This window comes from Chitinophagales bacterium (assembly GCA_020635995.1).
GTDB lineage: Bacteria > Bacteroidota > Bacteroidia > Chitinophagales > UBA8649 > JAFMKE01.
On sequence record JACJYS010000003.1, the window covers coordinates 194,867 to 217,235 of the forward strand.

Below are 22,369 nucleotides of genomic sequence, written 5' to 3' on the forward strand. Positions count from 1 at the left end.
TATAATAATTTAAAATTTGGGCAAAGGTACAATATTATCCTATTACTCTATCCAATTTTCCTCTGTCTAATATTACTAATTCAGAGGAATGGGTTTCTATAATACCTTCTTCTTTAAAATTTGACAACATTCTAATTACGCTTTCTTTAGCTGTACCTACTAATGAAGCTAAATCCTCCCGGGAAAAATTTATATGAAATGGATATTTATTTTCTTTATTATATACATGGCAAAGCCAAATTAAGCAGTCGGCAGTTCTTTTTCTTACAGAATTATACGCCATATATAGCAGTCTTTCTTTTCTAATATTAACACTAAAATTTAATTTAGAATATATATACATAGCTATATCTCTATCGGTTATTATAGCTTGCAGAAAGTTTTTTCGGGAAATCATAACGCACATACCATCATCAATAAATTTTGCATTTTCTACATAAGTATTAGAGCCAAATAAATCTATCAACCCCACAAGGTCGCCAGGACCATACAAACCTGTTATTAACTCTTTGCCTTGCTCATTTATCATATAAGTTTTAACCATTCCTTTTTTAAGCCAATAAAAAGCATTAGGAATACCGCCTGTATGGTACAAACTTTCTTTAGCACTAAAAATTTGTATATCTTCTTGATTATACAAACTTTTCATTTTTATTTTGGCATTATTATAATTGAAAAGGGTGTCAATATTACCAATATTTTCTTGCATTTTTTTAGGATTGAAAAACTTAAATTTTCTCAATCTCGTTTCTATAGACTCTAAAAGTTGCACATCTTTAAAAGGTATAGACAAATAATCATCGGCTCCCAAGTTCATTGCTGTCCTAAAATTTTCATTACAACTTTTAGGACTCATAAAAATTACGGGTATTTTCCTTAAATTTTCATCTTTACTAATTATTTTTAGCACACCATAACCGTCTAATTCGGGTAAAATTTCGCTACATAGTATAATATTAGGTTCTTCTTTTATGGCAAGTTCTATACCCACTTTACCATTCATAGCCCTATAAACATTGTATCCTGCCAGAATTAAAATCTCACTTAAATTCTTTAAAACAGACTCTTCGTTTTCAATTATTAAAACTTTATTTAACATAGAGCACTAAATTATTGATTCTCACGAAATAAAAAAAATGCTTTGAAAAGCCATAGATTCTTCTTTTTGTCATATCATTGTCAAAATTTTGACAAATATCATATTAATTAATGATTTTCATCATTAGGATATGAATAAGTTAGTTGGTAAATTTGCACTGTTAAAAAATATTAAAAATGGATAAAGAACAATTAAAAAAACAAGACGATGACTTAAAAGACTTTAAGCCCAAAGGAGCCATGGCATTTTTCGTACTGCTACTCATGCTTTTAACAGGCTTATGGTTGTTTGTTTATTTCGTAACCTTAACAAGAATTCAATAAATATGGACAAATCAGAAAAAACCGCATTGACATTAGGTTTAATTTTTATAACCTTTTTATTTTTCTTAGTGCTTATTTTGTCAAAAGCACTTGGGCAGGATGTACCGGAGTGTATTACCCCCGAAACTATTTTTGAATCAGGAGAACTAGTAACTATAGAAGAAGGCAAGCATTATCAGCTTAAATCTGTAGGTAGAATGTGGACTTTTGAGCCAGCCGAAGTAGTAATACCTGTGGGAAGTGAATTAGAAATTTTCCTTACGGCAAAAGACGTAGTACACGGATTTTATTTAAGAGGTACTAATGTTAATATGATGGCCGTACCGGGCACTATTAACTACAAAACCATGAAATTCACTAAGCCTGGTATTTACCCTATTTACTGCCACGAGTACTGTGGCTCAGGGCATCAATTTATGAAAGGTGTAATTAAAGTAACTCAATAAAAACTAAAACATTAATGGAAGCATTTAAAATAAATAAAAGTTCAAAAATTATTTTATTAATTGAAATAATTTTCCCAATTGTCCTATTAATTTTGGGTATTTACAACGGTTTATTACAAACCTTATACCGCTCAGGAATTATACACGGAAACTCATTTTTAGGTATAGAATATTATCAAGGATTGACATTGCACGGAGTTATTAATGCTGTAGTGTTAACTACATTTTTTGCCGTTGCTTTTGGCAATGCCTTAATGATGTTTTATTTGAGAAAACAATTAAATAAATTTACCAATATACTTTCAGTAGTATTAATGGTAGGTGGTACTTTAATGGCAGCCTTAGCTATGCTATCGGGCAAAGCAAGCGTACTTTACACATTTTACGCACCTTTAATGGCTCATCCTGCATTTTACTTAGGCTTAGCATTAGCAGTAGTAGGTTCATGGGTGGCATTTTTTGGCTGGATACCGCTTTACACTTCTTGGCGTAAAGAAAACCCAGATAAAAAAACGCCTTTAGCGGTATGGGGTATGTTGTCAAATTTCATTATTTGGTTTTTTGCATCTGCATCTGTAGCTGTTGAAATATTATTTTTCTTATTACCATGGTCTTTAGGTTGGATAGAAGGCATAAATGTAGAACTTACAAGAACATTATTTTGGTTCTTTGGACACCCATTAGTATATTTCTGGTTATTGCCTGCATATATTATGTATTATACTATTTTACCTCAAGTAGCCGGTGGCAAACTTTATTCTGACAAAGCTGGTAGATTGGTTTTTGCCTTATTCATTATCTTATCTATTCCTATTGGTACTCACCACCAATTTATGGAACCGGGTATTGAAAAAGGTTACAAACTAATACACTCTATTTTAACATTTGGTGTAGCTATACCAAGTTTATTAACTGCATTTACTGTTGCTGCTTCTTTAGAGTATGCTGGTAGAAAAAATGGAGCTAAAGGCTTATTAGACTGGATGTTTAAACTACCTTATTTTGACAAAAATAAATATCTATTTGCTTATGGAATTATAGGTTTATTAATCTTTATAAGAGGTGGAGCTGGCGGAATTGTTAATGCTTCTTATAGCTTAAATGCTACCGTGCACAACACAGGTTGGATACCAGGGCACTTTCACTTAACTGTAGGTGGTCCCGTATTCTTAGCTATTTTAGGTTTATCTTTATATATGATAACCAAAATATTAGGTAAAGAAGTAAAATACAAAACTTTAAACCTTATGGTGCCTTACTTTTGGTTTGTTGGTTTAATGATTTTCTCTACAGGACTAAAAATGGGCGGATTAGAATATGGCGAACCAAGAAGAACTAATATGGGATTATCATACTTAAACATGGGTGGAGATAGTTTTGAACCTTTCTGGTTGTTTACTACACTTACAACAGTAATGGGCGGTATAATAATGACTATAGCTGCAATATTTTATTTCATAACTTTCTTTGGTACATTATTTAGCAAGTCAGTAAATGAAGGTGGTGTGGTTGAGTTCCCTGTAGCTGAAGCTTATCATGATGAGCCTAATATTAAACCAGTTAATAAATTATTGCCTTGGGCTATTGCAGCATTATTAATAATAGCAGCGGCTTATTATGGACCTATTAAAAATACGCTTGATAATACTTTAACAAAATCTCCTACTTACTTACCTTCTTCTCCTGTGCCTCATACGCATTAGAGAAGAAAAATAAGTTGATTTTGAACAAAAAAGTTTTATAGTGGATTTAAAAGAAGATTATAGTATAATATTAAAAATAATAATGGCAGCTGTTGCCGGAGTGTTATTATACTTCATCTTTATAAAAGTAAGTTCAATAAATCTCCCTATTCTAAGTGAGAAAGTTAAATTAGAAAACGGAGAAACTGAATATAAAAAGATTTCTGAAGTTGTTGGGTATGACCAACTCGGCAATGAGTTTAATACCCAACAACTAAAAGGAAAAGTTCATGTAGCTAATTTTTTCTTTGCTTCATGTCCTGTGGTTTGTCCAAAAATGACTGAAGAAACAAAAGAAGTGTGGAAAGCGTTTGAAAATCAAAAAGAACACATTAACTTTGTTTCCTATTCAATAGATCCAAAAAGAGATACTATTGAAAGATTGTATAACTTTGCAGAAAGATTTGGACTGGAAAATACCAATTGGTATTTTGTAAATGTAGGAAAAGAGAATGTATATATGTTGGCAAGAAGTGATTATAAAATTACCGCCATACAAGCAAATGAAGGAAAAAGTGATTACATTCACAGCCAACTTTTAGCATTAGTAGATAAAGATTTACTAATAAGAGGATATTATGATAGTACAGACCCTAAAGAAATAAAACAATTAATAAAAGACATAAAAAAAATAATCAAATGAAAACAAAAGTATTAAGCTTATTTATAGTAATATTCTTATTTTCCCTAACAAAAGCTCAAGATATTGAAGCTGGACAAAAAACCTTTAAAACAATTTGTACCGCTTGCCATACCATTGGCAAAGGAAAATTAGTAGGTCCCGACTTAAAAGGTGTTACAGATAGATTAGACCATGAGTGGATAAAATCTTTCGTAAAAAATTCTACTGCGATGGTAGAAGCAGGAGATGAAGAAGCGGTAAAAATATTTAACGAGTTCAATCAAATACCTATGCCTCCAAATCCTACATTCTCAGATGATGATTTGAATAATTTAGTGGCATACTTAGCAGACGCAAGTGTAGAAAAAGCACCAGAACCAGCTCCAACTACTACGGAAACAAAAACAGGCGTTGTTCCTCAAAACACACCGGTAGTTGTTACCACACCTGCCGATAGTGTTATAGACAATCCATTAATTAGAATGGTTTTTTGGGGTAGTGTTTTTATTATCATAACTGTTTTACTATCTTTGACCGCAGTATTTGTAAAATTAAGTAATAGTAACAATTAATATTAACATGAATCCAAATTTAGACGTTTATCAGATAGCCACAAGATACACCTTAGCATTCCTTATATCCGGAGTAGGTGCATTTATAACAAATTACGATGGCTTTCTTTATATTTTAGGCTTTGTCTTTATAGCATTAGGAATGGCTTACTTACTATCTGCTATTTTAGGAATGTGTCCTTTTAAAGGAGAAAACAAAGAAAAATTAGAAGCTGCTGCTAACGATTTTAAAGACGATTGGAGTAATACTGACGATCCTTCTTGGCATTAAAAAACAACTATATAGACTTTGTTTTTACTAAAAACAATGTAAATCTATATATATACCGATTAGACAAACTACAGCCTTACATTCAAGGCAATAAATATTTTAAATTAAAGTACAATTTAATAAAAGCTAAAGAAAAGCATCTCCCGATAGTAACTATAGGAGGTGCTTTTAGCAATCATATACATGCCACTGCTTTAGCCTGCCAACAAAATAATATTCTCTGCTACGGAATAATTAGAGGAGGTAATTTTAAAGTGCAAAGCCCTACCCTCTCTTTTGTTGAAAAAATGGGAATGAAACTTATTTTTATACCGAGAGAAGATTATAAAACACTAAGAAATATAAATACTCAAAAATCCTTTAATGAAATTGCCCATAATTTTGCAGAACTCCCTAAAAATTATTTTTTTGTTCCCGAAGGTGGCACCAACGAATTGGGACTAAAAGGTGCATCTGAAATTTTAAATAATATAGAGCCTTCTTTTGATTATTTCTTTTGCCCGGTGGGTTCGGGAGGCACTATAAGTGGCATTATAAATAGTTTAAAAGGAAATAAAAAAGTAATAGGCATAGCCTGTGCAAAAGATAAAAGTTTGACCGAAAAAATAAAGCTACTCACAAATAATTTACAAAACTGGGAAATCAATTACAACTATACTTTTAAAGGATTTGGGAAATGGAACGTAGAGCTTATAAGCTTTATCAATCAATTTTATAAAGATTACAACATAGCACTTGAACCAATTTATACCGGCAAAATGATGTATGCTTTAAACAAAATGATAAATAATAACAGTTTTCAAAAACCTTGTAATATTTTAGCTATACACACCGGAGGTCTTCAAGGCTTAGAAGGCTTCAATTTAATGAATAATGGCATTATAAAAATTCCGCCTTATTCTTTTGATGACTCATCAATATAAGAAGTTGGGTTAAATGGCTCGTCTGAATTTGGGATAGTACCATCTCCTATTCCTCCTCCCGAACTTTCAAATTCCTCTTGCTTACCAAAACCTATTGTGCCTATCATCATTATTAACATTGAACCCAAAATAACAATTAAAAGTACTTTTTCATTGATAATAGTACTTTTTAAGTTTATTATTTCGCCCGTTTTATTATTTATAACGGTTTCAGTTCTAAGCTGTAAAAAAAGGAGAATAGTTATTAGCCCTCTGGGCGATATAAATGTAAGTTCTCCTATATTTTTTCTATCAGAAACAAGGATATAAATAAACCGTATAACCAATAATATGGCTAAAATTATGCCTCCGTACATATAGTTATAGCCATCTACAAAACTATCTAAAGTAATAGAAAAACCAAAAAAGAGAAAAAAGAAAGTACGTACTAAAAAAGTAGATTCGGCAGTAAGCAAATGAAACTCGTGCAAACCTTCACGCTTTGCTATCCCCATAGAAATATACCTTTTTATGTAGTCGGGTAGCAGTACTTCTGCATTAGATAAAAACAAACCAAAAATAAATATAATAACTAAGGATGGCATGTGTAACCTTTTTCCTATAGCATACACCAGTATTAAAAGTGCCAAAATCAAAAAGAATTTCACCTTATGCGTTATCCGTTCAAACAACTCAAACAACAACCATGTAACTAAAACTGACACTAACACAATGACCACTATTTCTACCAGTAAAATGGCAATAGGTTTTATTCCCACAAGGTCGCTACCTACTTGAAACTGACGCATAGCATAATTAAAAACCATAATACCTATAATATCAGAAAAAGTAGATTCATACACCACAAACTCTTTATTTAAAGGAGATAAAGCACTGGCACTAGGAATAGCCACTGCACTACTTATAACCGCTAATGGAATAGAATTCATTAAAGCCATGGCTTTGGGCATACCTAAATATGCATTAAAGAAATAACTCAATGCAGCTATACTGACTAAAAGTATTACCAACGCAGCCACAAAACCTTTAATAATAATGGGGAGTTTATCTCTTCTTACCTCTAATTCTAAAGCACCTTCTAATACAATTAATATTAAACCAATAGTACCCATTACAGGAATTATTTGGTCTAAATACATTACCTGCACACCAAAATAATCGGCTACCGCACGAGCCAAAATACCTGTAGCCATTAATAAAATAACAGAAGGGAACTTTGTTTTTCGGGCTATTTCATCAAAAATATAAGAGAATATAATAAGTAATGAAAATATTACAAGTATATACTTAATATCCATATTTGTGTATTGCTCCCCAAAGTAAAGAGTTTTTATTGAGAAACTATGATTTTATCCCGTACAAATGGAATATTATTTTATTTTTGAATTAAAAAAATGGCATAATCTCTCCTATTATTTCAATGGGGCATGCCCCATTGGAGGCTCTAAAATAACGCCACACATATACCACGGGAAGTTCACCAATCAACAGTGTTTTACACACTTTTTAGTACAATACCTAAAATAATACATTATTAAAATATTTGACATTTTAATATAAAATGACTAACTTCGTTAAGTGTTATCTAAAAAGCATTTCTACTTAGGGCAGATAAGAAAACGAGTTTTTATATAAAAGACGACACTACAAGACAGACAATGAATAAAAAAAGAGTAATAACAATATTGATTTTTCTGTTTTGCGTGCCAATCCCAATTTTCACATTGAGTTTGTTTCCTACGCCTTGTGTTTATGGACTTTGCTTACTAGTTTATTACCCAATTATATTTTTAGTAGGCGGACTAAGTGCTTGGATTTATTACAAGTTCAGCGACAAAATAAAATTAAGCAAGACCGCATTTTTGATAATAATACTCTTGCTTGACTTTGCATTGCTGACATACTTCTATCCGAAAGGCGAGTATTTCCCAACGAATCAAATTAGTGTAGCAAGACAAGTTTCAAGCAACTATGACAATCTAAAACCTGTTGACATTTTCAAAGCAACTGAAAATCTAAATTTTTTGATGATTACAGCACTTTATCACAAATTCAACTTACCAACTGAAACATATAATGTAAGGTATTGCTTCATTGACACAAACGGCAGTTGTGACACAATTTATAAAGAGTTTAATTATTTCATATATGACAACAAAGTTGTGACAAATAATTCAAACTTTCATTACGACTTAGATTTAAAAGAAGGTTCGTTTTCGTATACGGACACAGTTGAAAATCAACATTTCACTTTCAAAGTTGGCTACCCTGACTTTGGAAAATATAGAAAAGACTTTACAAGCACTTCCTATAACCTATCAGACAAAGGAGAAAGAGTTACAGGACTTGTGAAAGACATAGGAGATTTAAGAGTTATAGTTGACGAAACACGACCTAAATTTGAATATGGCTTCACGACACTTTTTGAAAAATATTTAAGTTTGATAAAATGAACGAAAGCACAGACTACAGAAAAGAAAGCCGACCGCATAACAGCACTGGCGGTTCAGTAGTTAAATCCCACTTGATAGTGAAGTGCTTAGAAATCCCCACCTTCGCAAAGCGGTAAAACGTTCAACGCCCCCATATTCAGTTCCTTTCCTTATCTAAAATAGCAAATAATACAGCACAATAATTAAGTAAACTACCTACCAATACAAAAATATGCCACACTGCATGGTAGTAATACACTTCGCCATCATGATAAAAAAAATACGTGCCGGCAGTATAACTTAAGCCACCGAGCAATATAAACCAAAGCACCTTAGGTTTTATTCGCCTTAATGCCGGACGTATCATAATAATACCTACCCAGCCCATTATTATGTATATAATTAATGTAATAAACACAGGCAACTGGTCAACAATAAGCTTAGAAGTAATACCTACAACAGTTATAAACCATAATATAACCATAATGGCTTTGCCTAGTTTATTTCTAAAATAAATTAATAAAAAAGGAGAATAAGTACCGGAAATAAGCAGATAAATAGATAATAAATCAAAGTAATTAAGTACATCTTTACTTACTTTTTCGGGTATGGCATGAAAAATTGTAGATGAAAAATAAACCGCTAACAAACCAAAAGAAAAAAGCATAGCTCCCCATATTTTTTGAGGCACTTTAGTATTTACAGCCAATGCTATAAGCAAAGGAACTAACACTAAAAAAATAATGACTCCTACACCATGCGTCAACGCATTTAGCAATTCTGCCGCATGAGGATACTCTGAGAACTTCATTTTATTTTTTCTTTACAATTTTTAAATCTAAGTTATTAAATGCATTTGGTTTTGCTCCAAAAATATTTTCATGCGTTAATCTAATCAGTTCGTCATAATACAAGAAAACAACCGGAGCTTCTTCTATTATAATACTATCCATTTTGGTATATAAATTCATTTGTTCTTGCACGTCAAAACTTTTTTTGGCCTGCTCATAATACAAATCAAAAGTATCATTTTTAAATCTTGTATAATTAGGTGGAGCTCCATTTTTGCTATAAAATAAACTCAAATAATTTTCTGCATCGGGGTAATCGGCTATCCAACTTCCTCTAAAAAAATCAACTTCGCCACTTACCATCCACTCTCTCAATAACGAAGGTTGCACCACTTCTATTTTTATTTTCACACCCGCCTTTTCAGCCTGATTAGCAATATACAAACCTATGTCTTTGTATGTTTCATTGGTGTTTAATACAATTTCATCTCCATTATAATCTATTTCTTTTAACAACTGCTTTGCTTTTTCTATGTCGTAGTTGTAGCCGTTTAAATAGTTGCCCGTATTAGGTGGCAAATTTTTAGGAATAAAACCGTTTACCGCAGGAAAACCTATACCATTTCTAAAATATTGTATCATTTCTTCTTTACTAAAACAGTAATTTAAAGCTTGCCTAAATTTCTTTTGGTTTAGCCATTTATTGTTGGTTTCAAGATTTATGCCTAAATATTCTGTATTTAAAAAAGGTGCTTTATACAATTTTATATTGTTTTGCCATTTTTTTTGAAGCGTAGCTTCTTCAGTAAAAATTTCTTTAACAAAACTTTTATCTACTCCCGAAAGCATGTCCAAATTCCCTTTCATAAAATTTAGATACTCCATTTTTTTACTTTCATTAAAAGTAACTTTAAAACCATCTAAATACGGAAGTAAAACACCTTTGCTGTCTTGCTCAAAATAATTGTTGTTTTTTAAAGCCACTAAAGCAATTCCTTCTTCCCATATTTTAAATTTGAAAGCACCTGTGCCCACAGGATGTGCTCTAAAATCTCTACCATAAAAATCTATAATTTCTTTAGGAACTACAAAACAGTAAGGCATGGTTAAAATACCCAAAATAGGAGCAAACGGCTCTTTTAAATTAAGTTGAAAAACAGTATCGTTTAAAGCCTTAAAAGGCTCATTACCAGCAACTTTTCCATTAAATATCCATGCTCCCGGTGATGCCGTTTGTTTATCTATAATTCTATTAAAACTATAAACAAAATCTTGTGCGTTAACTACTCTTTTTTTATTTTCAAACAACTCATTTTCATGAAAATAAACATCATCTCTTAAAATAAAAGTAATAGTTAAAGCATCTTCACTAAAATTCCATTTTTTGGCTATACAGGGAACAATATTCATATTGCTATCCAACTGTACTAAACCATTAAAAAGCTGCGAAACTGCCCAAATATTAGCTTGATTTTTAGCAAAAGCGGGATCTAAAGAGGTAATGCCGGAAGCTTGGTTGTATTTAAAAATCTTCAATTCACTTTGTTTAGGCTTGCTACACGCTAAAAAAGCTAAGAAAATGAAGCTATAAATCCACCAATATTTTTGCATACCAACAAATTTACAGATTATTAATTATGGAAGTAATAAAATAATAGCGAAACTAAGAGAAAGAATAAATTTTAAAACTAATAAACCATTATTTTACGCCATAGTATGATATACATTTTGCACATCATCGTCTTCTTCTAAGCGTTCTAATAGTTTTTCTACATCGGCTTGCTGTTCTTCATTAAGCTCTGTGGTGTTTAAAGGTATGCGTTCGTATCCCGATTCTAAAATTTCTATACCCAAAGCATCTAAGCCTTTTTGTATATTGCCAAACTGAGCAAAATCGCCATAAATCATTATGTGGTCATCTTCTACAAAAAGCTCTTCAATACCATAATCTATCATTTCAAGTTCTAATTCTTCGGCATCATGAGTGCCTTTATCTATTTTAAAATGACATTTACGCTCAAATAAAAACTCTACCGAGCCAGAAGTGCCCAAACTACCATTACATTTATTAAAATAGCTTCTAACATTGGCTACTGTTCTCGTATTATTATCGGTAGCAGTCTCTACAAAAATGGCTATTCCGTGCGGAGCATAGCCTTCATAATTTATTTCGTCATAGCTGGCTTGGTCTTTAGAAGAAGCTTTTTTAATAGCACGTTCTACATTATCTTTAGGCATATTGGCTGCCTTAGCATTTTGAACCGCCATACGCAAGCGAGTGTTATTTACTGGATCCGGACCGCCCTCTTTTACCGCCATAGCTATTTCTTTACCTATTTTAGTAAAAGTTTTGCTCATAGCCGCCCATCTTTTAAACTTACGTGCTTTTCTAAATTCAAATGCTCTTCCCATTTTTTTAAATTTTGTGCGAAATTAGCAAAAAGGATTTGGATTTTAAACATTTAAAATTTTAAACAAAATCTGTTAAAAAGCATCAAAAGCAATGAAGAGCTACATTATAGTAATTACGCTTTATTAAAATAGTAGTAACTTTGCTTGCATGAAAAAATTACATATTGTTGCACTTATTTTGGTAGCAGTAGCTATTGCAGGAATCGTAATTTCTGCCAGCAATTATACTACTTATGAGGGTTTTACAAAATCTAAAGAAAACCCTGGTAAAGTATATAAAATAGTAGGTTATTTAGCACCTAATGCAGAAATGATTTACGAACCCGAAATAGACCCTAATAAATTTACTTTTCACATGATAGATAAAGACAGCATACAAAGTACTGTTGTATATAAAGCTCCAAAACCACAAGATTTTGAAAGAAGTGAACAAATAGTGGTAACAGGAAAAGTAGAAGGAGATGTGTTTATAGCAGATGAAATGCTAATGAAATGCCCATCTAAATATGTAGAAGATGAGGTTAAAGTAAAAAGTGCTGAAGAAGCTTTATAAATAATTTATGATAGATTTTTTAGCCAATAGATTTAATTACGGTTTTTATTTAGGTGAAACCCTTTGGATAGGTAATTTAGGACACTTTTTTATAGTGCTAAGTTTTGTGCTTTCAGGCTTAGCTGCATTTTCTTTTTTTAAAGCAGAACAAACTAAAGATAAAGGACTTAGTAAAGTTTGGAATAAAATTGCCCGAAATTCATACTACATTCACGGCATCTCTATTTTTGCAATATTTGCTTTGTTATTCTATATGATTTTTAATCATCATTTTGAATACCATTACGCATGGAGTCATTCTTCTAAAGATTTGCCTGTTTATTATATTATTTCTTCGTTTTGGGAAGGTCAAGAAGGGAGTTTTTTGCTTTGGCAGTTTTGGCACGTAATTTTGGGTTTTATTTTAATAAAAATAGCTAAAGATTATGAAAACCGAGTAATGACCGTAATGGCTTTTACTCAAATGCTATTAGGTACTATGGTTTTAGGTGTTCATATTTTTGGTATTAAAATAGGAATGAATCCTTTTGTGCTACTAAGAGATGTAATGAGCCAAGCTCCTATTTTTGCTAAAGCCGATTATCTTTCTTTTATAGAAGATGGAAACGGCTTAAACTTATTGCTTCAAAACTATTGGATGGTCATTCATCCGCCTGTTTTATTTTTAGGTTTTGCTCTTACCGTAGTTCCTTTTGCTTATGCTATAGCCAGCCTTTGGAAAGCCGATTATACCTCTTGGCTACGTCCGGCATTAGCATGGTCTTTGGCTACTATTGCCTTTTTAGGATTAGGTATATTTATGGGAGGAGCTTGGGCTTATGAAAGCTTAAGTTTTGGAGGTTTTTGGGCGTGGGACCCTGTAGAAAATGCTTCTTTAGTACCTTGGCTTCTTATAGTGGCAGGCACGCATACTTTAGTGGCATATAAATATACTAAACGTGGCTTGGGCATTAGTTATTTGCTACTTATTCTTACTTTTATTTTTATTCTTTACAGCACTTTCCTTACCAGAAGTGGTGTTTTAGGCGATACTTCTGTTCATAGTTTTACCGATTTGGGAATGACAGGTCAGCTACTTATTTATATGGCATTATTAAGTATTCCGGCTATTATTTTGTTAATATACCGTATGAGTAAAATACCTAAAGAAAAAGGCGAAGAAGCTTTTTTAAGTAGGGAATTTTGGATATTTATAGGCTCTTTAATTTTTATAATTAGTGCAGCTCAAATTACTTGGGATACATCTTTACCAGTTGTAAATAAAATTTTTGGCTCCAACTTAGCTTTAGATAATGAAGTGGTGGCTCATTATAATAAAGTTCAAATAATTATAGGAATTTTGTTAGCCATAGGAGCGGCTTTTGTACAGTTTTTGTCATATAAAACAGGTAGGTTGTCCAAATATTTTAAATATTTAGGTTTAACAGTCGGATTGGCTCTTGTTACGGCAATATTTTTAGGCTTTTATTTCAATTTTCCTTTTATTATTGAATATAGTTTAGGAGAAAGCAAAATACCTTTTATTTCTACTTATTGGATGTTGCTTTTTACCGGATTTTTTGCACTTTATTCAAATATAGCCTATATACTTTTAGTAGTTAAAAATAAATTTTGGCAATGGAGTGGTTCTATTTCGCATATTGGTTTTGCTTTGTTTATTTTGGGCACTTTAATTTCGCAAGGCAAACAACTGCCTATTTCTATTAATGCTATGGGTATAAATTATGGCGAAGGATTTGAAGGAGAAGAAAACCAAACTAATATTCTTTTGCCGGAAGGAGATACTTTAGTAATGGGAAAATATTGGGTAAGTTATGAAGGAAGAAAAACGGACATTCATAATGATAAAAAAGAGCTTTTTAATGTAAGCTACTATACAAAAAATACGGACGGAAGTTATACCAAAGATTTTGAGCTACACCCCGATGCTCAAATAAATGCCGGCATGGGCTTGGTTTCTAACCCCGATACAAAACGCTTTTTAACTCACGATATTTTTACGCACGTAACTTCTATACCTGAAAAACCAAAAGATCCTACTGCTGAAGTAACAGAAATGCACATAGGCGATACTGTTTTTACGAGTAAACACTATGTGATTTTAGAAAAATTTATTTCAAACCCTGTAGGTGGTTCTCTTACTTTTAATGACACACTTATGGGCTTGGGTGCTTTACTTTCTGTTAATGGTTTTGATGGTTTTAGCAAAGAATTAATGCCATTATACGCTATCAATATAAATAATAGTACGGTTATAAATCCTATTTTAACTGACTACAAAACAAATTTAGAATTTCAACTTTTAAAATTTAATCCACAAACAGAATCAGTAGAATTGGCTTATAAAGACAAAGAGGGTAGCGAAGATTTTATTATAATGAAAGCTATTGTATTTCCTTATATTAATGTATTGTGGATAGGTGGTATAATAATGCTTTTGGGTGCTTTAATGAGTGCTTTTAAAAGATATTTTAATAAGTAAGAATATAGGTTATTATACCAATAATTTATGCTCTAAGGTAGCATTTTGTGACGCTTAAGTAATTTGAATTACAGTTTGTAGTCTTTTACTTTTGTCTTGATACAAAAGTAACAAAAAATCAAGACTGTAATCAAAAATACTAAAATGCTATAAAACAGACGAGGACAAATTAATGTATGCTCAATTTTAGTTTTCTCATAGTGGTCCTACTTGTAGGAGCATACTAATTTGTCTGTTTACTGTTTTATAATTTCATTTATTTTGGATGTCTGTTTTACATCATTTCTTAACGTATTTTTGATTAAGGTCGGGTAAAAGTGCACCTTAAGTTTGCAAGTGGGGTACCCATTAACCGAAAACTCCGTAAAAAATTAAACTGTTTGAAGAACGGAGTGATGAGTTTTTGATTTTTAGGAGTTGAGGTTATAATGGGTCGCTGAAAACTTAGTGCGATTCTTTTGTAACTTTTCTTCTAAAGAAAAGTTAATGTAAAATATCTTTACGGATAGTCATAAGAATTAGTTAAGGAGCTAATTGACCAATTCAAATTCCTAAGAAAGTTTCAAAATTTTCTTTGTTTATAACGGCAGTTTTATGCTGTGGATATGCAGAAAGAAATGAAGCAGGAAATCTATTTTTATGTTCTTTCCATTTTATTTCATAAGCATTTAATATACCTTTTGTTTCTTCTATATAATCTATTTCTGCTTGATCGTGAGTTCTCCAAAAATAAGTATTAGGATATTCCTTATTGTAATGGTTAAATTTCATTCGCTCGCTTATTATATAATTTTCCCATAATGCACCTTTATCCATTCTTAAATCTAAAGGAGAATAATTGCTAATCAATACATTTCTAATACCATTATCATAAAAATAGTATTTCTTGCCCTTTTTAATTTCATTGCGTAAATTTCTACTAAAAGCAGGAAGCTTAAATACTATAAATGTCTTTTCAAAAATATCTAAATATTTCTCTACGGTGGCACTATCTATATTCCCCACTGTTTTAGACAATTCATGATAATTAACTTCGCTCCCCACTTGAAACGCCAATGCCGTAAGTAACTTTTCTATGTGGCTGGCTTTACGTATTCCTTCTAATTTCATTATATCTTTATACAAATAGCTTCCGGCTATCTCTAAAAGTACCTCTTTTTCATCGCCCACATTATTTACCACCTCCGGATAAGAACCATAAATCAACCTAACATCTAACAATCTTTTAGCCTCTAATATATTTCTATCATCTACTATTTCTTTATAGCTTATAGGATATAAATAATAAATGCGTTTTCTGCCTGTTAATGGCTCACTTGTTTTATCCAGCAAATCAAAAGATGAAGATCCCGTTGCAATTATCTGAATTTCAGGTTTGGTATCGTAAAGTAATTTTAGTTTTTTGCCAATATCTTTAATTTCTTGAGCTTCATCTATTATAACCAGCTCGGTTTTTGCTCCTATTACTTGCAGTAATCTTGTACTTGTATCTGCTGTAGCAAACTCTCTTAGTACATCAGCCTCATCTGCATTAAACCAAACCGTTTTTTTATCTATTTCATCTACTAATTGTTTTAATAAGGTAGTTTTCCCCACTTGCCTGGCTCCAAGTAGTAAAATAACTTTGCCTTTAAAACATTGCTCTTTAATACGCTTTAATAATTGTCTTCTCATATTATTCTTAAAAATAAGGATAAAAATACTATAAAATCATACAAATTCAAAATTTTAGGCGTAATTTTTAGATTGTATTCCGAAAATTAGGCTTATTTTTATGATTGTATTCTGAAAATTAGGCGTAATTGCTCTTTTTCCGATTAAAGTATAGTTTTAATTTCTTAAAAATAAAAAAGCTGAATATTTACTTAAATTTGCAAAATCATGCTACGAAATATTAAAATAGGAATAATAGGCTCGGGAAATGTAGCTTATCATTTTGCTACAGCTTTTAGTCGGCTACCCGTTATTAACCTTAAAGCTATATACTCAAGAAACGAGAAAACAGGTAGCGAACTTGCAAAAGAAACCAACATTGAGTACTACAATAATCTTAACGAGTTTGCCGAACAAGTAGATTTAATAATTATATGTGCGTCTGATGATTCAATAAGCAAAATAGCTGAAAACATTAAACTTAAAAATCAAATTTTAGCTCACACTTCTGGTGTAGTAAGTATAGATGTTTTAAAGGTGGCTACTGAAAATTATGGCAGTTTTTATCCGCTACAAACTTTTACTAAACAACGCCAAGTAAACCTAAACGAAGTACCTTTTTTAATAGACGCTTCTAACCAAAAGACAAAAACTACTTTGCTGGAATTAGCTTGTGTATTATCAAATTATGTGGTAGAAGTAAAAGATGAAGACCGCAGAAAACTGCATGTAGCTGCGGTAATAGTTAATAATTTTAGTAATCATTTGTTTGCATTAGCAAAAGAATATACCGATAATTTAGGCGTAGATTTTAATTTGCTTAAACCACTCATACAAGAAACTGCCTTAAAAGCTTTAGAGCAAAATCCTAAAGATATTCAAACAGGGCCAGCGAAACGAAATGACGAAAAAACAATAGAAAAGCATTTATCTATGATAGATGATAAAAACTTAAAGGAACTGTACCAATGGTTTACTAAAAGTATTGAGGATTATTATAAAGAAGAAAATAACTCTACTAAAAAATAATACGCTACCCTCCCTTTCGTTTTACTTTGTATCCTTCTTTTTCTAAATAAGCTATTATTTTATCTCTAAAATTACCTTGTATTAATATTACTTCGTCTTTAATACTACCACCTACTCCGCAATATTTCTTAAGTTGACTCCCTAATTCTTTCAAATCATCTTCGTGTCCTAAAAAACCTTCTACTAAAGTTACTTCTTTGCCTTTTCGCTTTTTTCTATCTATACTTACGTATAATAACTGCTGATTGGGTGCTAAGGCTTCCTCTAAATCTTCCTCCTGCTCCTCTGGTTGATAATCCGGATTTGTAGAAAACACTACTCCTTTTAAATCATCTAATGTCAGTTTCTTTTTTGCCATAAATACTGCGTTTTAATATTTCTCTAATTTTAAAGGTACTATTACTTTTAAAGATAAGGGATTCACTTTTATTTCATAATTTTGGCTACAAATAAATGAATCTCCATCTTTTTGAATAATTGATTTAGGTTTTAGATAAATTTTTACTTTTTCCACTTCAAAAACTTCGGCATTTTTTGCCCAGTGCATTTTCCCTATTAATTCTAAAAATACTACCCAAAGCACTTTCCACAATGGAAACTTTTTTATTAAAATTACATTCAACTTCCCGTCTGCCAAAGACGCTTTGCCTACCTTTCCTACTTTGTAGCCCAAGTATTTAGCATTATAAATGGACAATGAATAAACAGTAGCTGTTTTAGACATATTATCTATCTCAAAATCTATTTGCTGTGGCTTATAATCATAAAAAACACCCCTTGTGGTAGCCCAAGCGTAAGCCAAAAAACCTCTACGCTTTAAATGTCGGTACGTGCGTGCCACCAAGGCTTCAAAACCAACACCTGTAAATCCTACTACAATACCTCTATTAGTATTTAAAGTATCTATTTTAATTATTTTTCCGGTATTTATTACTTGTATAGCTTTAGCTATATTTTTTATGGGCAATTGTAAATGATACGCCACGCCATTTCCCGAACCTAAAGGAATTATTGCCAAAACCACATTAGTATTTACTATAGCTTCAGCTATTTCATTGATAGAACCATCGCCACCTACTGCCACAATAATATCAGTATTATTTTTTACGGCATCTTTTGCAATATATGATGCATGACCGGCATGAGTGGTATAAGCTATTTCCCACTTAAATTTATGCTCATCTATATTGCTTTTAATAAGTTGTGGCAAATTGGATTTCTTAATATCTCCCGAAATGGGATTGACTATAAATAGAACGCTTTTTTGAGGCATTATTCTGCTATTTTTATCTATTTATATGGCTTTTAAGCTAATATCTAAACTGGTGTAGGAGTGTGTTAAAGCTCCCACCGAAATATAATCGGGTTTAGCTTCAGCATATTTTCTAATGGTTTTTAAAGTTATTCCCCCCGAAACTTCCGTTTCTACTTTATTCCCTATTAAAGCTACCGCTTCTTTTACTTGTGCTACCGTAAAATTATCTAACATAACTCGTTGCACTCCACCATGTTTTAAAACCGTTTTTACATCTTCTACACTTCTGGTTTCTATTTCTATTGGCACATTAAAGCCCTTTGCTTTTAAATAATTATTAGCGGCATCAATAGCTTCAACAATTCCTCCAGCATAATCAATGTGATTGTCTTTTATCATTATCATATCGTACAAACCAAAACGATGATTGTAAGCTCCTCCAATTTTTACTGCCCATTTTTCAAAGTATCGCAAATTTGGAGTAGTTTTTCGTGTATCTAACACTTTCACTCCCGTGCCTTCAACTTCATCTACATATTTTTTAGTTAGTGTAGCTATTCCGCTCATTCGCTGCATAAAATTAAGCACCAATCTTTCTGCTGTCAATATACTTCTGGCACTTCCTTCTACATAAAAAACTTCATCGCCTACTTTTACTGTATCGCCATCGGCAAATCCATTTTCTATAAATTTTAAAGAAGCATCTACTTGCTTAAAAATCTCTTTAGCCAATTCTATTCCTGCTAAAACACCATTTTGCTTTATTAAGCATCGTGCTTTTCTTTTTCTATCGGCAGGAATTGTAGAAAGTGTAGAGTGGTCACCTGTAGGAATTACGCCTTTAGGGTCAACAACGTCTTCTTTTAAAGCTAAGGAAATAAATTCTTGTGTTGTCATAAAATAAATAGTCCCAATTAAATTAATAATCGGGACTAAGTTAAGCATTTAATAATTTTTCAATTAATTCTTTTCAAACCTAATTTCTTGAATTAACCATGTACCCATTTTGTTTTTAGCATAAACATAGGTTCTGTACGTTCCAGATGATGTGCTTAATTCTCCAATTTGGTACTTAGCTCCACCAGAATCCCCATTATGAACCATTTTATATCCATTTGGGCTGTTACTTGTAAAGAATTTCTTTACCACTAACTCTGCTTGATTTTTACTATAAACAGCTTCAGTATTTAAAATTGTAACTTCTACATTGCCATCAAAATATTTAGCTAAGGTAGTTGCATTACCACTTTTTAAAGCATCCCCTATTTGAGAAAAATCTTGTGCAGATAAGGTTAAAGCACCAAAACTGAACAAAACAAGCATTAAAACTCTTAATTTCTTCAAAAATTCCATTTTTCTCTTCATTTGTTAGTAACTTTAGCACTAATATTGTGCCAAATTATTAAAATCTTAAAATTTTATTTTAAATTTTTTAACAAAAATATTTCTATTTCTCTTAAATGCAAAAATTAAACCAAAAAACAGCTCTAATTATTATGGATGGTTGGGGTATAGAAACCGATAAAACCCGCAGTGCCATAGCTCAAGCTCACACTCCTTTTGTAGATAGTTTGTATAAAAAATATCCTAACTCTACGCTTATAACCTACGGAACAGATGTAGGATTGCCCAAAGGGCAAATGGGAAACAGCGAAGTGGGACACATGAATTTAGGTGCCGGACGTGTTGTTTTTCAAGAATTGCAAAGAATAAACAATGCGATAGATGATGGAGCATTAGAAAACAATACTGTTTTTAATAAATTGCTTAACTATGCTATTTCTAACAGCAAGCCACTACATTTAATGGGGTTGGTTTCTGACGGAGGTGTACATTCTCATATTAATCATTTAATAGGTTTATGCCAATTAGCTCATAAAAAAGGCGTAAAAGAAATATACATTCATTGCTTTACCGATGGTAGAGATTGTGATCCTAAAACGGGAAAAGGGTTTATAGAACAGCTTGAAAATGAAATAAAAAATACAAATGCAAAAATTGCCAGTGTAGTAGGCAGATACTATGCCATGGACAGAGATAAACGCTGGGAAAGAATAGCGGAGGCTTATCATTTATTGGTTAATGGAAAAGGGAATGCATTTGAAAATGCTACCGAAGGAATAGAAGCATCTTACCAAAATGATGTTACAGATGAATTTATAAAACCTATAGTCATAGTAGATAAAAATAAAAAGCCTATTGCTACTATAAAAAACAACGATGCTGTACTATGTTTTAATTTTAGAACCGATAGATGCAGAGAAATAACCCAAGTTCTTACTATTAAAGATTTCCCTGAGTATGACATGCATAAATTGCAGTTGGCTTATTATACCATGACAAGGTATGATGAAACTTTCACTAATATTCCTGTGCTGTTTTCTAAAGAAAATATAAACAATACCATAGGAGAAATATTGGCTAAAAATGGGAAAACACAACTTAGAATAGCTGAAACTGAAAAATATCCGCACGTAAGTTTCTTTTTTAGTGGCGGCAGAGAAAAACCATTTGAAGGCGAAAGTAGAATAATGGTCAATTCGCCTAAAGTGGCAACTTACGATTTACAGCCCGAAATGAGTGCTTTTGAAGTAAAAGATAAAGCCGTAGCATTTATTAAAGATAAACAGCCCGATTTTATTTGTTTAAATTTTGCCAATACCGATATGGTAGGGCATACAGGCGTTTTTAAAGCAGCTATGAAAGCCGCAGAAACTGTTGACCAATGTGTGAAAGAAGTAATAGAAACTGCACTAAACTACGACTATGATATACTTTTAACTGCCGACCACGGCAATGCCGACATTATGATAAATGAAGATGGCACGCCACACACTGCTCATACTAAAAACTTAGTACCTTTGTTTTATATAAGCAATAATAAAAAATATACAGAACTTAAAAATGGGAAATTAGGAGATTTAGCTCCTACCCTTTTGAAACTAATGGGAATTAACAAGCCAAAAGAAATGACAGGAAATGAATTACTGTAAATACGAAATATATTTTTTCTTACTATTAGCTATATTGGTGGCTCTTTCTTCTTGCACTAATAGTAGTAGCCAAGTTTTTAATCAATATTTTGATGCTAAAACTTATGTAGAGCAGGAAAAAGATGAGCTATTAAAAGATTTTAAACATTACAACAATACCATAATATTAAATGGCAATGAGGAAACTAAACAAAATGAATTATTAGACACTATTGTGGTAGAAGAACTTGTTGATTATTTTTCTAAAGCTAATATTAATAAAAAAATAAACCAAGACCAATATAAAATAGATACTTTTTGGATGCTGGACGCTAAAACTAATGAAAACATTGAAGTACTAAATTATAGTACTACCAACAAAAAATTAGATGTAAAATGGTTTCAGCAATATAGCAATGGCTCAATGAAAGCATTGCTTAGCAAGAGCAATTTTTTATACAGCTACGAAAAAGAGATTTTTTACGGCAAAGAAGATGAATTTAGCGTAGTTTCTTGGCAAAAGATATTAGGACAAGACACTTTACGTGTATTTAGTAAAGTTGAGTTTATACCTTGACGTTAAGCCACGACTTAAAGTGGTTGCACAAGTATGCCCGACAAAAGAACGCCTTTGCGAGTGAAGCACGAATGAAGCAAACTATTTAAAAAACTGTCCTCAAATCGTCATTGCCGCGAAGGCGGTAATCCTTTACAACAAAACTGTAATAACCAATTTTGAGATGCCTTTCTGCAAAGGCATGACGTACATAATAGATTTAGCAAACTTCCCTA

At 31.9% G+C, this 22,369-nt stretch carries 23 protein-coding genes; 13 read left to right on the forward strand and 10 right to left on the reverse strand.

The features are described 5' to 3' along the window. Nucleotides 1-34 precede the first annotated feature (34 nt). On the reverse strand, nucleotides 35-1,099 hold the full coding sequence (locus H6578_06665) for a response regulator (GenBank protein MCB9226826.1): 1,065 nt from the start codon (nucleotides 1,097-1,099) through the stop codon (nucleotides 35-37). A gap of 176 nt (nucleotides 1,100-1,275) precedes the next feature. On the opposite strand from H6578_06665, the gene H6578_06670 reads away from it, so the two are divergent. From H6578_06670 to H6578_06700, 7 genes are read left to right on the forward strand one after another with little or no spacing between them, the layout of a single operon-like run. After that, entirely contained in the window at nucleotides 1,276-1,422 is a 147-nt protein-coding gene (locus tag H6578_06670; protein MCB9226827.1) for a hypothetical protein, read from the forward strand. A 2-nt stretch (nucleotides 1,423-1,424) separates the two neighbouring features. Beyond that, on the forward strand, nucleotides 1,425-1,868 hold the full coding sequence (locus H6578_06675) for a cytochrome C oxidase subunit II (protein MCB9226828.1): 444 nt from the start codon (nucleotides 1,425-1,427) through the stop codon (nucleotides 1,866-1,868). 14 nt (nucleotides 1,869-1,882) lie between these two features. Then, a complete protein-coding gene (locus H6578_06680) occupies nucleotides 1,883-3,571 on the forward strand; it encodes a cbb3-type cytochrome c oxidase subunit I (protein MCB9226829.1) in 1,689 nt (562 codons plus the stop codon). Between the two features lie 40 nt (nucleotides 3,572-3,611). Further along, entirely contained in the window at nucleotides 3,612-4,253 is a 642-nt protein-coding gene (locus tag H6578_06685) for an SCO family protein (GenBank protein ID MCB9226830.1), read from the forward strand. Next, a complete protein-coding gene (locus H6578_06690) occupies nucleotides 4,250-4,804 on the forward strand; it encodes a cytochrome c (protein ID MCB9226831.1) in 555 nt (184 codons plus the stop codon). Before H6578_06685 ends, H6578_06690 begins: the two co-directional genes overlap by 4 nt. A 7-nt stretch (nucleotides 4,805-4,811) precedes the next feature. Further along, a complete protein-coding gene (locus H6578_06695; GenBank protein MCB9226832.1) occupies nucleotides 4,812-5,075 on the forward strand; it encodes a hypothetical protein in 264 nt (87 codons plus the stop codon). Then, nucleotides 5,066-5,998, forward strand: coding sequence for a pyridoxal-phosphate dependent enzyme (locus H6578_06700; GenBank protein MCB9226833.1), 933 nt, complete (start codon nucleotides 5,066-5,068; stop codon nucleotides 5,996-5,998). Before H6578_06695 ends, H6578_06700 begins: the two co-directional genes overlap by 10 nt. Here the strand turns inward: H6578_06700 and H6578_06705 are convergent. Further along, nucleotides 5,971-7,296: a sodium:proton antiporter gene (locus H6578_06705; protein ID MCB9226834.1), complete on the reverse strand. Its 1,326-nt coding sequence runs from the start codon at nucleotides 7,294-7,296 to the stop codon at nucleotides 5,971-5,973. The two genes, H6578_06700 and H6578_06705, sit on opposite strands and share 28 nt — an antisense overlap. Before the next feature lie 360 nt (nucleotides 7,297-7,656). Between H6578_06705 and H6578_06710 the strand changes: the two genes are divergently transcribed. Continuing rightward, nucleotides 7,657-8,451, forward strand: a complete 795-nt coding sequence (locus H6578_06710) for a hypothetical protein (GenBank protein MCB9226835.1) — start codon at nucleotides 7,657-7,659, stop codon at nucleotides 8,449-8,451. A gap of 136 nt (nucleotides 8,452-8,587) precedes the next feature. Here the strand turns inward: H6578_06710 and H6578_06715 are convergent, their stop codons facing one another. From H6578_06715 to H6578_06725, 3 genes are all read right to left on the reverse strand, one after another. After that, a complete protein-coding gene (locus H6578_06715; GenBank protein MCB9226836.1) occupies nucleotides 8,588-9,241 on the reverse strand; it encodes a hemolysin III family protein in 654 nt (217 codons plus the stop codon). 1 nt (nucleotide 9,242) lies between these two features. Next, nucleotides 9,243-10,832, reverse strand: a complete 1,590-nt coding sequence (locus H6578_06720; protein MCB9226837.1) for an ABC transporter substrate-binding protein — start codon at nucleotides 10,830-10,832, stop codon at nucleotides 9,243-9,245. A gap of 93 nt (nucleotides 10,833-10,925) precedes the next feature. Continuing rightward, a complete protein-coding gene (locus H6578_06725; GenBank protein MCB9226838.1) occupies nucleotides 10,926-11,633 on the reverse strand; it encodes a YebC/PmpR family DNA-binding transcriptional regulator in 708 nt (235 codons plus the stop codon). Between the two features lie 148 nt (nucleotides 11,634-11,781). Here H6578_06725 and H6578_06730 point away from each other — a divergent pair, with 148 nt between their 5' ends. Next, nucleotides 11,782-12,186, forward strand: a complete 405-nt coding sequence (locus H6578_06730) for a cytochrome c maturation protein CcmE (protein ID MCB9226839.1) — start codon at nucleotides 11,782-11,784, stop codon at nucleotides 12,184-12,186. A 7-nt stretch (nucleotides 12,187-12,193) separates the two neighbouring features. Further along, nucleotides 12,194-14,668 (forward strand): cytochrome c biogenesis protein CcsA, encoded by a 2,475-nt coding sequence (ccsA, locus tag H6578_06735; protein ID MCB9226840.1) that lies wholly within the window; start codon nucleotides 12,194-12,196, stop codon nucleotides 14,666-14,668. Between the two features lie 543 nt (nucleotides 14,669-15,211). Here ccsA and H6578_06740 read toward each other — a convergent pair. Beyond that, the gene (locus H6578_06740) at nucleotides 15,212-16,342 is read right to left on the reverse strand and encodes an ATP-binding protein (GenBank protein ID MCB9226841.1); all 1,131 of its coding nucleotides are present in this window, start codon (nucleotides 16,340-16,342) and stop codon (nucleotides 15,212-15,214) included. Between the two features lie 207 nt (nucleotides 16,343-16,549). Between H6578_06740 and H6578_06745 the strand changes: the two genes are divergently transcribed. Next, nucleotides 16,550-17,350 (forward strand): DUF2520 domain-containing protein, encoded by an 801-nt coding sequence (locus H6578_06745; protein MCB9226842.1) that lies wholly within the window; start codon nucleotides 16,550-16,552, stop codon nucleotides 17,348-17,350. A gap of 4 nt (nucleotides 17,351-17,354) precedes the next feature. On the opposite strand, the gene H6578_06750 is transcribed toward H6578_06745, so the two are convergent. From H6578_06750 to H6578_06765, 4 genes are all read right to left on the reverse strand, one after another. After that, nucleotides 17,355-17,708 (reverse strand): translation initiation factor, encoded by a 354-nt coding sequence (locus H6578_06750; protein MCB9226843.1) that lies wholly within the window; start codon nucleotides 17,706-17,708, stop codon nucleotides 17,355-17,357. 12 nt (nucleotides 17,709-17,720) lie between these two features. Further along, entirely contained in the window at nucleotides 17,721-18,623 is a 903-nt protein-coding gene (locus H6578_06755) for a hypothetical protein (protein ID MCB9226844.1), read from the reverse strand. Nucleotides 18,624-18,644: 21 nt separating this feature from the next. Next, entirely contained in the window at nucleotides 18,645-19,502 is an 858-nt protein-coding gene (gene nadC / locus H6578_06760; protein ID MCB9226845.1) for a carboxylating nicotinate-nucleotide diphosphorylase, read from the reverse strand. A gap of 63 nt (nucleotides 19,503-19,565) precedes the next feature. Next, complete coding sequence (locus H6578_06765) at nucleotides 19,566-19,970, reverse strand: DUF4783 domain-containing protein (protein ID MCB9226846.1); 405 nt, start codon at nucleotides 19,968-19,970, stop codon at nucleotides 19,566-19,568. A gap of 95 nt (nucleotides 19,971-20,065) precedes the next feature. On the opposite strand from H6578_06765, the gene H6578_06770 reads away from it, so the two are divergent. Together H6578_06770 and H6578_06775 are read left to right on the forward strand one after the other, a co-directional pair. Further along, a complete protein-coding gene (locus H6578_06770) occupies nucleotides 20,066-21,598 on the forward strand; it encodes a 2,3-bisphosphoglycerate-independent phosphoglycerate mutase (GenBank protein ID MCB9226847.1) in 1,533 nt (510 codons plus the stop codon). Next, a complete protein-coding gene (locus tag H6578_06775) occupies nucleotides 21,585-22,154 on the forward strand; it encodes a hypothetical protein (GenBank protein ID MCB9226848.1) in 570 nt (189 codons plus the stop codon). The genes H6578_06770 and H6578_06775 overlap by 14 nt, the downstream gene beginning before the upstream one ends. Nucleotides 22,155-22,369 lie beyond the last annotated feature (215 nt).